14 protein-coding genes are annotated in these 13,335 nt (G+C 40.1%); 7 read left to right on the top strand and 7 right to left on the bottom strand.

Translation table 11 applies throughout. From position 1 onward, the window contains the following. Positions 1 to 19 precede the first annotated feature (19 nt). The gene (locus BM266_RS02070; RefSeq protein WP_093405216.1) at positions 20 to 310 is read left to right on the top strand and encodes a YciI-like protein; all 291 of its coding nucleotides are present in this window, start codon (positions 20 to 22) and stop codon (positions 308 to 310) included. Between the two features lie 102 nt (positions 311 to 412). After that, positions 413 to 664, top strand: coding sequence for a hypothetical protein (locus tag BM266_RS02065; RefSeq protein WP_093405214.1), 252 nt, complete (start codon positions 413 to 415; stop codon positions 662 to 664). Positions 665 to 668: 4 nt separating this feature from the next. On the opposite strand, the gene BM266_RS02060 is transcribed toward BM266_RS02065, so the two are convergent. From BM266_RS02060 to BM266_RS02040, 5 genes are all read right to left on the bottom strand, one after another. Further along, on the bottom strand, positions 669 to 1,142 hold the full coding sequence (locus BM266_RS02060) for a hypothetical protein (protein WP_093405212.1): 474 nt from the start codon (positions 1,140 to 1,142) through the stop codon (positions 669 to 671). 159 nt (positions 1,143 to 1,301) lie between these two features. Then, positions 1,302 to 3,362, bottom strand: coding sequence for a lamin tail domain-containing protein (locus BM266_RS02055; RefSeq protein WP_093405210.1), 2,061 nt, complete (start codon positions 3,360 to 3,362; stop codon positions 1,302 to 1,304). Between the two features lie 324 nt (positions 3,363 to 3,686). Continuing rightward, positions 3,687 to 4,805: a tetratricopeptide repeat protein gene (locus BM266_RS02050; RefSeq protein ID WP_245760363.1), complete on the bottom strand. Its 1,119-nt coding sequence runs from the start codon at positions 4,803 to 4,805 to the stop codon at positions 3,687 to 3,689. A gap of 16 nt (positions 4,806 to 4,821) precedes the next feature. Next, positions 4,822 to 6,252, bottom strand: a complete 1,431-nt coding sequence (locus BM266_RS02045; RefSeq protein ID WP_093405206.1) for a M56 family metallopeptidase — start codon at positions 6,250 to 6,252, stop codon at positions 4,822 to 4,824. After that, positions 6,252 to 6,614 carry a BlaI/MecI/CopY family transcriptional regulator gene (locus tag BM266_RS02040; RefSeq protein ID WP_093405203.1) on the bottom strand — a complete coding sequence of 121 codons (363 nt, stop codon included), beginning with the start codon at positions 6,612 to 6,614 and terminating at the stop codon, positions 6,252 to 6,254. The genes BM266_RS02045 and BM266_RS02040 overlap by 1 nt, the downstream gene beginning before the upstream one ends. A gap of 270 nt (positions 6,615 to 6,884) precedes the next feature. On the opposite strand from BM266_RS02040, the gene BM266_RS02035 reads away from it, so the two are divergent. Further along, positions 6,885 to 7,382: a DUF456 domain-containing protein gene (locus tag BM266_RS02035; protein WP_093405201.1), complete on the top strand. Its 498-nt coding sequence runs from the start codon at positions 6,885 to 6,887 to the stop codon at positions 7,380 to 7,382. A 59-nt stretch (positions 7,383 to 7,441) separates the two neighbouring features. Here the strand turns inward: BM266_RS02035 and hpf are convergent, their stop codons facing one another. Then, positions 7,442 to 7,741, bottom strand: coding sequence for a ribosome hibernation-promoting factor, HPF/YfiA family (hpf, locus tag BM266_RS02030; protein WP_093405198.1), 300 nt, complete (start codon positions 7,739 to 7,741; stop codon positions 7,442 to 7,444). Between the two features lie 198 nt (positions 7,742 to 7,939). Here hpf and BM266_RS02025 point away from each other — a divergent pair, with 198 nt between their 5' ends. Beyond that, positions 7,940 to 8,986 carry a glycoside hydrolase family 130 protein gene (locus BM266_RS02025; protein WP_093405195.1) on the top strand — a complete coding sequence of 349 codons (1,047 nt, stop codon included), beginning with the start codon at positions 7,940 to 7,942 and terminating at the stop codon, positions 8,984 to 8,986. Beyond that, positions 8,983 to 11,271, top strand: a complete 2,289-nt coding sequence (locus BM266_RS02020; RefSeq protein WP_093405193.1) for a glycosyltransferase — start codon at positions 8,983 to 8,985, stop codon at positions 11,269 to 11,271. The genes BM266_RS02025 and BM266_RS02020 overlap by 4 nt, the downstream gene beginning before the upstream one ends. Before the next feature lie 44 nt (positions 11,272 to 11,315). Here BM266_RS02020 and BM266_RS02015 read toward each other — a convergent pair whose 3' ends face one another. Beyond that, positions 11,316 to 11,756 (bottom strand): hypothetical protein, encoded by a 441-nt coding sequence (locus BM266_RS02015; protein ID WP_093405191.1) that lies wholly within the window; start codon positions 11,754 to 11,756, stop codon positions 11,316 to 11,318. Between the two features lie 138 nt (positions 11,757 to 11,894). Between BM266_RS02015 and BM266_RS02010 the strand changes: the two genes are divergently transcribed. Both BM266_RS02010 and BM266_RS02005 read left to right on the top strand, forming a co-directional pair. Then, on the top strand, positions 11,895 to 12,533 hold the full coding sequence (locus BM266_RS02010; RefSeq protein WP_093405188.1) for a phosphoribosyltransferase: 639 nt from the start codon (positions 11,895 to 11,897) through the stop codon (positions 12,531 to 12,533). Between the two features lie 32 nt (positions 12,534 to 12,565). After that, a complete protein-coding gene (locus BM266_RS02005) occupies positions 12,566 to 13,327 on the top strand; it encodes an SDR family NAD(P)-dependent oxidoreductase (RefSeq protein ID WP_093405186.1) in 762 nt (253 codons plus the stop codon). Positions 13,328 to 13,335 lie beyond the last annotated feature (8 nt).

Genomic DNA, 13,335 nt, shown 5'->3' with positions numbered 1-13,335 from the left:
GCATTTAAAAATCGAAACTATGGAATATTATATTTTAAAATACAAACCCATCTCAACCTACCTTGAGGAACGTGGAAAATATAGAAACGAGCATTTAAAACTGGCTGAAATTGCTGCTGAAGATGGTTCATTAGTTTTAGGCGGCGCTATGGAAGACCCCGCCGATGAAGCACTTTTGGTGTTCAGAGCGGAATCTAAAGAAGCAGTTAAAAGCTTTGCAGAAAATGATCCCTATGTTCAAAACGGACTCATTGAAAAATGGGAGGTTCGAAAGTGGAATGTGGTAATTGGAAGCTGTTTCGACGGATAAAAACCCCATTATTAACCATACTTTAATACCTCTTCAGTTTACTTTAATATTAGGATAACCCCTAAAGCAGATGCCAGACTTATTTTTACAAAAAAATAAGTTATGACAACTACTGAGAAGAATCTACTGGCAATATCTACTATCGATTTCCCGGTTCGTTATGAAGAATCGGCACAAACCATTCGGGATGCCAAAGGAATGATGGTATGCGATATTAGGGGATGGAGTAAAATACAGTTTATGGCTAAGGCACAGGAACGCCATAATGCCATAGGAACCCTAATATGTAACCTACTTAATGATTATAAGAATAAACAGGTGGTTGATTTTGATGAGATGATGCTTGGCGTGTAAAAAGTTACTCAGCCTTAATAACAATCGGCATTTTAAATACCGAAGACACCGGAATGCCTCGTTTGCTGGCGGGATAAATTTTTGGCAGGGAATCGATACTTTGAGTTAGCCAACTTCTGATTTCGGGCAACTGCTTTGTGGTGATGGAATCGATCTCTACCGAATCGATCTCAGGCCTGCCTTCCTTGCTTATCTTTAAATACATAAATAAGGTATCGTTAATAGCTTCAGTAACCACAGGTTGCTGTTTGGCAAGGTAAGCATATACATTTTCGGCAACTTCCCGCTCAAAACAATCTCGGGCAGCAGTGAGTTCGGTTTCATCCTGGCAGTCTTCAAAAGCGGGATACTGGTCTACTTCCTTCCAGTTGAGGGTTTGGGATTCGAGTTCCAATACTTCTTCCGAAGAGATCTTTTTGGTCTCGAAATTACAGGAAAACAAGAATATTGGTAAAAGCAGGAGTAAAGTTCTTTTCATTAGCAAACAGCGCTTTGACTTTAGACAAAAGTAATGAAAATGAAGGGAACTTCTATCTAATCGAAAGGCTGCTTTCCACCTATAAGAATGAAAAAATTTTCTTCTGTTCCTATAAATAAAGAAACCGGGCTATCCCGGTTTCTTTATTTGGCAAAGATATTATTTCCGAACTATGAACTGGCGGGAGGCAGTTGTCCCTCCGGTTTTAACTACAAAGAGGTAGAACCCATTTGGCCAGTTACCGGTATTCAATTCAAAGCTGTAATCTGTATCAGGTTGCACATTTCCAACAAAGAGATTGCTCATTTTCTTTCCGGAAAGATTAAAGACCTCTGCAGAAGCTCTACCTTCAAACATGGGTTTAAATTCAAGGGTTAACGGTCCGGCAGATGGATTAGGATATATAGTGATATTTACAATTTCATCCCCGGAATTGGTAGTTCCTGAAAGATCCTCACAGGCTCCCAGCACCGCTCCTTTGGCAAGGAAGGCCTTGACTGCAGCAGGGGGAACTGAAAGGGTTTTTTCGTTATAGCATAACTCGACCTTCTGCTTTTCTGAAATATCTGATACCAGAACAACAACCTCATCAGTACCCGAACAGCCTTGTGCATCTGTTACCCTTACAGTATAAGTTGTGGTAATCTCAGGACATACTTCCACTTCAGGTCCGGAAAGCTCAGGCAGGGGTGTCCAGCTGTATGTATATGGAGGTGTTCCTCCGGATGCCATAACAGACAGTTCAGTACAACTAAATTTTTCAGGCAAACCGGTATAAACTATCTTATCAGGTCCTGCATCCACAATGATCTCAGAGGTACAGCAGCTTTTCCCCGGGCTGGCATAGATCTCATATCCTTTATAAGTGCCTGCATACATAGTAGCATCACTCCAATTGGCGGGATCGTTATTATCCAGACTGGCATCACAAAGCTCCATAGAGTAACCTCCTCCCGCAGCACCCTCCGGCCAGGGTGAACCAATACCATAGGTGACCAGATCAATCATGACATCAGAGTGATGATCGGTATTGATAATATAGATGGTTTCAGGTTCATCATTGCTTAAATTTGCCCCGTGCCATTCATAGGCAGGAATTCCGAAGAAATCGGTGAAGACTGTGGCATTTTTGGCTGTTACCCAATATGCGCCGGACTCCAGAGTATATTTGGGTAAACGGCCGCTGGTAATTCCCCCTTTTATCCTCAAACCACCTAGCTCTATAGGTTTATCGGAAGCATTATAAAGCTCAATGAATTCAAGGTCATCTCTTTGTCCCACAGGAGGTTCATCATACATAATCTCGGTTATCACCAGACCTCCCTGCAGTGGATTGTAAATGATATCTGTAGTCATAGGTTCCATCACATTGCCTGCCAGATCCTCAACATTGGATATTCCGAGTTCATAATATCTTCCTATCTCAATAGGCGAGGATAAATGAAGTATAACCAAATCCCCTTCCTCTGAAATTTCAACACTTCCTTCCGCAGGTACCGAATTCAGAGTATAGTTTGAAATGTTCAGGGCGGTATTGTTTACCGGTTCACTGAATTCTATTTGTATCTCATCAATACTTAATGCCTTAGGCTCAAGGGCAAGCGGAGGAAAAATATCGCTCTCTGCTGCGTAGATCAGCACATCGTCTATTAGAACCTTTGCAACTGTCCCTTTTCGCGCGCCCGCTTTAGTTAGAAATCTAAGCACGACGTCGTTATTATCAAAAGCGTCGGGATGAAGAGCATAAGTGAATTCCATAAAATCTGAATCCACATTATTGAATCCCCGGTGATCTGACCCCATCAAAATCCTGGAGCCAAAGCTAAGGCCTCCGTCTGTGGAAAGTTGCATAAATAGCTTAACGTGTTTCATGGCCCCTGTAGCCCTGGTAGCCACCCAAAAATTGGCAGCAACATTCTCCATTCCACTGAGATCGAGACGAACCTGGGCAAATATCTCCACTTCTTCCTCATCTTCCCCCTCTTCCACTACTGGCCACAGCCCTAATGAATAATCTCCTGATCTTGTAAAAAAATCCTCCTGAAAAATTCTAATCCCATCTACCTCGTTTCCGGACCAGTTGGGAATAAAATTCTCGTTTTGCATAGTAAAGGCATCTTCAAAGCCTTCAGTATATGGAAAGTCGGTTTCCTGGCTCCATATTGACCCGGACAATAAAGCCGGTATAATTCCTAATAAGAAAAGTAAAAGTTTTTTCATGACCCCAATATTTTAGTTAAACACAACAGTAGATCCTGGTTACAGCATCATCTTATATTAAAGGTAGACAACAGGATGTTTTTTTGGAGTAACGAAAATCACCGGAAGCACGGGGATATATTTCTTTTTAGGACATAATGGATTGATAATCATATTTCATTATGATTTTTCATCTGGACCTATGAACAACAGTTATTGAAGATAGCTAGTTTTATCGCATCCTATAAGGAGGTCAATTCCGTATGCTATGAAGAAATTAGATCATTAAAAAAAGAAAAGTAAGGAGAACAATAATTTTTCCATATTAATACAAATACAATGCTTTTACTCTTCCAAATGAAGTTTCTTTTTTATATCCTTAATCCGGTTTCTGGTTAAGCTGAGCATCCCCGGATTTCCCTTCTTCTCATATTTTCGCAAATAGGTATTGTAATGCTGTAAAACCAGCTCCCTGTCTTTATAATAATTATCGGCAGCCACCGCTTTTTCATAGAGCGCCCGCTGATTATCGGGATTTTCTTCTAAAGCTTTATCAAAATAGTCCAAGGCGTCTTTATATTTTTTCTGAAGTTTATACGTAAGTCCGAGGCTAAGAAATTCGGCATCTACAGGTTGTTTTTTGATGAGAATGGCCATAAGCAAATGCGTTTCCGATTTATCTAAATCACCGGTTTGGGCATATAATTTCCCGAGGATAAAATGGGTGGCTGCGTTGCGGTCTTCAAATTCCAGGGCTTTTTTATAATATAAAATCGCCCTTTTATAATCGAAAAGTTGATAATTCGCATAACCGAGTTTGGAATAAATAAACTCGCTCTCTTGCCCCAATTCCTGCAATTTTTCGTAATGTGGGATCGCCTTACGATATTCTTTAAGCGAAGAATAGGTTTGTGCGAGAATGGAAAGCAAGGATGCATTTTCAGGATTCGCTTCCAGGCCTTGTTTACTAAGTTTTTCAGCTAGGCTATAGCGACGGTTCCTAAGTTCTTCTTTGGCAATTTTATACAATGCGCCCTGATGAAATTTGTCTAAAGCTATACTTTGCATAAAAAGATCCATGGCCGTGCTATCCTTTTGTTTTTCCTTTATAAGTGCGTGCTGGTAGTAGAAGTTTGCGTTTTCAGGATATTTATTGGTAAGACTGGAGAAAAGGCTATCGGCTTTGCTTAGTTTTCCGGTTTTCACCAGTAATTTCCCATAATCTATAGCTGTGAGCAGGCGTTTAGGATTAAATTCCAGGAGTTTTTCATAATGCTCAATTGCTATTGCTGAATTCCCCGCAGCCGAATGGTATTTTGCCAGGCTTTGGTGAATTCTCTCAGAATTATCCGAAATCCCTTCCAGTACTTCAATTGCCTCCTTATACTCCCCAACAGCATATAAACTGTCGGAAATAGCCAAAGCCGAAGTCTGAGCTTCGGCTTTAGCTACTAAAATCAACATAATTAAAAGAAGTATTCTATTCATCTACCTGGAAAACTATAGGAAGCGAATACATTACCCCAACTTCTTTCCCTTTTTGTTTTCCGGGTTGCATTTGAGGTAAAGAATTTATTACCCGAATGGCTTCAGTTTCAAGTTCCGGACTTGAGGCACGAGCTTTAGCATCGACAACCTTTCCGGAAGCATCAATTTTAAACTGAACGATTACCCGGTTCATACCCACTTCTGCGAACTCGCGCATTTCCTTCACCTTAAAATTTGAATTTACAAAGTTTGCAATCCCTGAGCTCATACATTTTTTCTTCGCCTCCTCATCTGACTCATTTTCACAGCCCGGGAAAACCGGCACCTCTTCGATTACCGCGAAGGGCACATCTGCACCAGATGCCACATTTCTAGTTTGAGAAGGTGGTGGTGGATAATTTCCGTCTTCTATTATCTGTTGCATAAGACTAAAAAATTGCTGCTTCTCGGCGTCGGTTAATTCCTTGCCATCTTCAATTGCATTTTTTATTTGTGTCAATTGTTCGGATATCGACTGATCTTGTGGAATTTCTTCAGAATTATCCGAACAAGCCACATAGGTTAGCATTATCAGCAAGAGCGGAACGATGATAAGGAATTTAAATTTTGCGATTGATTTTGATTTCGATTTTTGTAACATAATAATTCGTTTTTTGATTAATGAATGATTGAAAAATTGATTGATAAATGAAATATTCCGGGTGTTAAAGGTGGTGTTGAGCAACTGCTCATAATATTTCTCCTTCCCGGTGCGCTTTACCACACTGGCATCGGCGATGAACTCGTGCAAAGTGGAGATTCGGTTTTGATAGATATATAGGAGCGGATTGAACCAGAAAATAATCTTCTGAATTTCAAAGAACATCAGGTCAAGACTATGCTTTTGATGAATATGTACCAGCTCATGTGAGAGAATTTGCTGTCTTTCGCTTTCAGTTATTTTATCTCCCAGGAAAACCGTGTTGAAAAAGGTACAGGCTATCTTTGAGTTCGGGATCTCTATGATTCTGAAATTCTTTTCTTCTGAAATTTTCCGAAAACGGAACAAACGGTTTAGACTAGAGAATCTTTTGAGAAAGATCATCATCGTGGCAAGTAATCCTAAACCATAAAAGACCAGCCACCAATTTATTTGAAACCCGTTTTCTTTCACCACTACCTGGGGCAATTGCTGAACTGTCTGCGGCTGATCTCCTATGAAGACCTCTGGCAGCAAAACTGAGGTTAAGGCCTGAACAGAATCTGCCGGAAAAAGACTACTTAAACCTTCAACTTTTAAAAAAGGAAGTAACAAGGAAAGCACCGGCGTTATCAGCAAATAAGCCCGGTTGGCGTTAAAAAAGGTTTCCTTTTTTAGCAAAAATTCATAGACCAACAAAAATGCCAGTTGAAATAATATTGCCTGTAAAATATACTGTAGCATTAGTCCTCTTTTTTATTGATTTCCTTTAAAATAGCTTCCAGGTCTTTAGTGCTCATCTCGTTCTTCTTCATAAAAAAGGAGACCATATTTTTAAAAGACCCGTTAAAATAAGAGTCCATCAACTTGTTAATGCTCTGGTTGCTGTAGGTTTCACGCTTCAGCAAAGGAAAATACAGATAGCCTTTCCCCTTCTTCTCGTGATCTACAAAGCCTTTGTCTTCCAGGATGCGTACGATGGTAGAAACCGTGTTGTACGCAGGCTTAGGCTCGGGTATCTCCTCTATAATAGAAGCGACATTGGCCTTTTCCAGTTTCCAGAGGATCTGCATGATCTCTTCTTCTGCTTTAGTGAGTTGTTTCATAATATTTCCTTTGTCATTTCCGTGAAGACGGAAATCTATTTATACTTTTCTTCTCATTTCCGTCCCTCCGAAAAATCGGGAGCGGAAATCAATTTATATTCTTTTTAGTCTTTCCAGATTCAAGCTTATAAATCAAACTTGAAACCTAAAATTCTTTTAACACCGCTAATATAAAACTAAATATTTAGTTCTACCTAATTTTTTAGTTAAAAATATTTTCAGCACAATTTCTATTAATTCGTAACTTCCCTTGAAAATAGCATAAAAACTATGGATTTACTCTTTGTTATTCTGGGTGGAATTTTAATCATCACCGGGATCCTGGGCAGTTTTTTTCCGGTATTGCCGGGAATTCCGATTAGCTGGCTAGGTTTATTAATGTTGTACCTGGCACCATCGGTGCCTGTAAACTATCTTTTTCTGGGAGTTACTCTGGCTATTGCCATACTTATCTATTTACTTCAGCTGGTGATTCCGGCTATGGGTACTAAAAGATATGGAGGTAGCAAGACAGGGATGTGGGGCGCAACTATTGGACTGGTCATTGGTATTTTTACACCAATCCCCTTCGGAATTATCATAGGGGCATTTGTTGGAGCTTTTATAGGAGAAATTATCAATAAAAGCGATTCAAGATCGGCGGTGCGGGCGGCTTTTGGGTCTTTTGTAGGTTTGCTGGCCTCAACGTTTATGGAGTTTCTTGTTGCAGTAGGTTTTTTATTTCTGTTTCTCTATAAGGTGTGGGAATACAGCGATCTCTTGTTTTAAAATTCGGGCAATAAAAAAACCCGGCTCTCACCGGGTTCAAAAATTAACACCTAAATTAACTAATGATTCTGAAAAACTGCTTTTCGTTTTTTAAGCTGTTGCTCAAGTTCGGCTACAGTATTTTTCACGGCTAATTCAAAATTATCTGCTCTTGCTTCAGCGTAAATTCGGGGTCCCGGGGCACTAAGTTCTATTTCGCAGATCTTATCCTTCCCGATAGCCTGGCTTTCCCATTTGATAAAAACCTCAGCCCGGATAAGCCATTCATATTTATTTTGTAATTTTTCAAGTTGTTGGTTAATGAATTCAGCTAAAGCATCGCTGTTTTTAATCTTCACAAACTGTATATTGATATGCATAGTAGATGTTTTAATGATTACTCTAATTTACGCCCAGCTTCCCAAATTTAATATGACCGGCATCAGCTATAATTCACTTTAAATGCCTAAGCATTTTTAACAAAATATTATTGCAGGCAGAAATTGATAACTTGATAAATATCATAGCTTTAAAGCTCATCTTTCCTCATCTTTAATGGAAATAAAATCTGCTTGGAAATGCCGCCGAAAGTTAAAAAACACGGAGTGATCCTGGAGAAGACCCCGCACAACTTTGAAAATGAAGGGGTGTTTAATCCTGCGGTAATAAAAGAGGATGATACCGTGCATATTTTCTACCGGGCCGTGCGCATTGGTAACTATTCGAGTTTAGGTTATTGCCAATTGAAGGGCCCGCTGGAAGTAGTAAAAAGAAATACTTCCCCTATATTTTTCCCCACGGAAGACTATGAATTCCAGGGGACGGAGGACCCCCGAATCACCAAAATTGAGGACACCTATTATCTTACCTATTCAGCCTACGACGGCATTAATGTTTTTGGAGCTTATGCTACCTCTGAAGACCTGAAAAATTTTACCCGTGAGGGAATACTCACCCCTGTATTTAATTATGAAGAATATTCAGAACTCATCAGGGAAAACTTCGAGAAAATAAGTGAAAAACACCTGCTGTTCTATGAACTGTTCGTGCGGTATAAGCTCAACGAATTAATGAAGGGAAAGATCTATGTATGGGACAAAAACGTGATGTTCTTCCCGAAGAAAATAAATGGAAAATTTGCGGTACTCCACCGTCTGTGGCCTTCCATACAGATCTTTTACTTTGAAGAGAAGGAAGACCTCAGCCGGGCTTTCTGGCGGGATTATGTAAGGAATCTGCACAATCATATTGTCTTACGGCCACGATACCATTATGAATGCAGCCACGTTGGGGCCGGCTGCCCCCCCATAGAAACCGAAGAGGGTTGGCTTCTTATTTATCACGCGGTGGAAACCACCGTTAAAGGTTTGATCTATCATGCCTCGGCCGCATTGCTGGACCTGGAAAACCCCGGCAGGATGATTTCCAAATTAAAAACTCCCTTATTCTCCCCCACCGAAGAGTATGAAAAAAAAGGAGTAGTAGACAATGTAGTATTCCCTACCGGCACGGCCATTTTCGGAGAAGATTTGTACATCTATTATGGGGCCGGAGACGATTGTATTGCAGTGGCTTCGGTTAAATTAAAGGACCTGCTAAATGAACTAAAACAGGAATCAGAATGAAAAACTTAGATAACACATCCAAAATTCTCTTTATGTCTACTTTCCCGCCTACCACCTGCGGAATAGCTACTTATACCACCGATACTATGCAGTCTATTCAGCGTAAATTCGGGAAAAGTTTTGAATGCGAAGAACTGGAAATTGTAAAGGCCCAGAAACCGGGTTTCTCATATCATTTTAATCCCCAGAAAAAACAAGAGTATATACGTATAGCAGAGGATATTAACAGAAATCCTGAGATTAGACTGATTCATATCCAACATGAGTTTGGCCTTTTTGGCGGAGCTTATGGCAGCTATTTATTTGAATTTTTAAAAAAGACAGATAAACCGGTAGTGATGACTTTTCATACGGTACTCCCCCGCCCCAATCCGGAATTGAAATCGGTGGTTCAGAAACTGGTAAAATACTCTCATCAAATATTCATTATGACTCAGCAATCGGTGAAGATTTTAGTCGAGGATTATGGTATTCCGGAAGAAAAACTGGCGCTTATTGAGCACGGAACTCATATGGTAGCGTGGAAATCCCCGGAAGAGGTCAAGGAGAAATATGGTTTCCAGGGGAGACTGGTCTTATCTACCTTTGGTTTACTGGGTACAGGAAAAAGCATTGAAACAGCATTATACGCTTTACCAGAGATCGTAGAACAACACCCGGACGCCTTATATCTCATTATTGGAAAAACCCATCCGGGAAATATAAAAAACAACAGGGATAATTACAGGAAATTTTTAAAAAGCCTGGTAGATCAGTTAGAACTTTCAGCCCATGTTAAATTTTACGATTCCTATCTGGAGTTAAATCAGCTCCTGGAATTATTACAGGCAACAGATGTCTACCTGTTTACCTCCAAGGACCCGAACCAGGCGGTGAGCGGCACTTTTTCTTATGCAATGAGCTGTGCCTGTCCCATAATTGCAACCACCAATCCGCACACCAAAGAAATCCTTAACCACGAACTCGGAATCCTCATTGAAATTGGAGATCACAAGCAGTTATCAGAAGCCGCTATAAAATTACTTTCAGATAAAAAACTACGGGAATTTATGGCTGTGCAGGCTTATACCAAAACCAGTTCCAGTGTATGGGACAATATTGCCATTCAACATGCCAGAGTATACCAGGATATTTTAGACAAAAATGAACCGCTTAAATTTTCCAAACCAAAAATCAAGCTGGATCATCTTAAAAGACTTACTACGGAAAAGGGAATGATACAATTTTCAAGGATAAGTACCCCCGATCGGGATTCGGGATATACCCTTGATGACAATGCCAGGGCACTTATTGTCATGCTGATGCATTATAAAATTTTCAGGACCAGTGAAGATCTTAATTATATAGATCTCTATTTATCATTTATAGAAAGATGCCAGACCAAAGCTGGCAATTTTGTGAATTATATAGATGAACACAACAAGGTTCATATTAAAAACGATTATGTAAACCTGGAAGATTCTAATACCAGGGCCATTTGGGCTCTTGGTCAGGTAGTTAGCGAAGCCCATAATCTTCCTCCTGAATATATTAAAAGAGCAAAAAGTTGTATGGATAAAGCACGAACCTGGATACCCGGTGTTTTATCGCCCCGGTCAATCGCTTTTACCATAAAGGGTTTATACCTGTACCTCGAAAATTTTGAAGACGAAGAGTTTAAAAAGGCAATAGAAGACTTAGCACAAAACCTTATAAGCAGGTATGACCTCAACAGGGAAAAAGACTGGGAATGGTTTGAAGAATACCTTACCTATGCCAACAGTATCCTCCCCGAAGCTATGCTGCTTGCCTTTTTAACTACCGGTAAAAAGGTTTATAAAAAAACTGCCCTGGAATCATTTGAATTCCTTCTGTCTAAGATATATAAGAACGGAGATTTTAAGGTGGTCTCCAATAAAGGTTGGCACCAAAAGCATACAGAGCCGGAAAAGTACGGTGAGCAGCCCATAGATGTTGCCTACACCATACAGGCCCTCGATCTTTTTTACCAGCATTTTAAAAACCCAGCGTATAAAATAAAAATGGAAAAAGCTTTCAACTGGTTCCTGGGAGACAATCATCTTAATCGTATTGTCTACAATCCCGTTACAGGCGGCTGCGGAGACGGTCTCGAAAAAGAGAATGTAAACCTGAATCAGGGAGCCGAGTCTACCGTATGTTACCTTATGGCCAGGCTAATAATGGAATCGTATCCTGACACTTCTGCATCCGAGCCTTTCCAAGATAATTCATTAAGAACAAAAAGAAGAAGAGTGAGAAAAGCTTCGAGACCTGAATTCCGTTAAACAAAACATCCCATTATTAATGAGATGTTTTGTTCAGTTTAAATTTATTTAATTCCTGAAAAGTCCTCGGTGTCTTTGAGGTATTCGGTGATTTTAAAAATATCTATCCTGTTTTTCCTGAAGGATTTTACGAAATCGGTGATCTCATTTTCAAGATGTTCATGTTCCAGTCGAAATATCCTGGAGTCATCGCTGTCCTTTTCAATCATGACTCCAAGCTGCTCCCTGTGTTTTTGGGTTTTATGGAGCAAGTCTTCGCATCGGGAACGAATTTCCTGAAGCTCAGATCTAAGCCTGGAAACTTCATTTATGCTCGTATCATTATCTATCCAGATAAAATATTTATCGATTAGTTTATTGAGAAATTGTAGATCGTCCCTAAAAAATTTCAGATCAGATTCCCAGTGTTTGGTGAGCAAATAGAGCTGATCCCAATCGGCCTGGATCATAAATTCCCCTTTTGGTCTTTTTCTAAAATTCTCCATAATACTGCAATTTAATTACTACTGAAATTAACTCTTTCAACAGTAAAAAATAATGATTTTAATCATACAGCAGCAAGATTGATTTTTATCATTTCGGAGGATATATTTTTATAATATCTTCAGATCAAAATCTAAGCGATGTTTACAGACAGAATAGATGCAGGAGAACAATTAAGCCGGGAATTGGCAGGCTACAAGGACAAGCCCGTAGTGGTTTTGGCTATTCCCAGAGGTGGACTTCCAATAGGAGCTATACTCGCCAAAAGGCTGGGAGCGCCTTTGGATGTGGTCTTATCCAAGAAAATAGGCCATCCCAATAATAAGGAATATGCTATAGGTGCGGTAAGTTTAGCGGATGTCACGCTAAGTCCCACCGAGCATTTTTCAGAAGAATATATCACTACTGAAACAGAAAAAATAAGGGAGTTGCTTCAGAAAAGAGATAGGGAATACCATAAAAACTCCAGTCCGGCTAATTTAAAGGATAAAATCATAATTATAACCGATGATGGGATCGCTACCGGGAATACGCTTTTAAGTACGGTTATGTTGGCTCACAAACAACAGCCCCGGGAAATTATAGTGGCTATCCCGGTAGCTCCTCCTTCCTCGGTAGAAAAACTAAGGAACACTCCCGAGATCAGCAAAGTAATCTGCCTTGAAACCCCATACAATTTTAGTGCAGTGGGGCAATTTTATGAAGATTTCAGGGCGGTAAGCGATGAAGAAGCCATAGAGATACTAAATGAGACCAACCGGAAATCAGGGAGAAGCTAAAATTTTTAGGGATTAATTCAATACAAATAATTATGAAAAGATTAGAGAACAAAGTCGCACTAATCACCGGGGGAGCCGGTGGAATTGGATTGGAAACTGCCAAATTATTCCTTGCAGAGGGCGCCAAAGTATTTTTAACCGACCTGGAGGAGGAAAATCTCAAAAAGGCCGCTGAAAGCCTGAAAAGCGACAAGGTAGCCTGGTTTGCTGCCGATGTATCTAAAGCTGAGGACACTAAGAAATACCTGGAGAAATGTCTTTACAATTTTAGCAAAATCGATATTTTCTTCAGTAATGCCGGAATTGAAGGCAAAACAAGTTCCATTGCAGAGTATCCCGAAGAAGTTTTTGACCGGGTTATAGCTGTAAACCTAAAAGGAGTATGGTTGGGTTGCCAACAGGTTATTCCCAGAATGGAAGATGGAGGCAGTGTTATTATTACCAGTTCGGTGGCAGGATTAAAAGGTTTTCCCAATCTTGGCGCTTATGTAGCATCTAAACACGGAATTATTGGTATTATGCGAACTGCCGCGCTGGAGTTTGCTGAACGAAAAATCAGGGTGAATTCAATACATCCCGGTCCCGTAGAAAACCGTATGATGCGTTCCATAGAAGATCAACTCGGTCCTGATAATCCGGAAGAAGTCAAGGGTGGTTTCGAAAAATCAATTCCTTTTGGCCGCTATGCCGAATCAAAAGAAATAGGGCAACTGGCTCTTTTTCTTGCCAGCGATGAAAGCAAATACATGACCGGTACCCAACAGGTTATTGATGGCGGAATGTTTATCAAATAAAACAAGGT

Origin of the sequence: Salegentibacter flavus (assembly GCF_900115145.1) — a bacterium.
Classification (GTDB): Bacteria; Bacteroidota; Bacteroidia; order Flavobacteriales; family Flavobacteriaceae; genus Salegentibacter; species Salegentibacter flavus.
The sequence above is the reverse complement of the archived record's forward strand: the minus strand, read 5'-3'. Positions and strand labels throughout refer to the sequence as shown.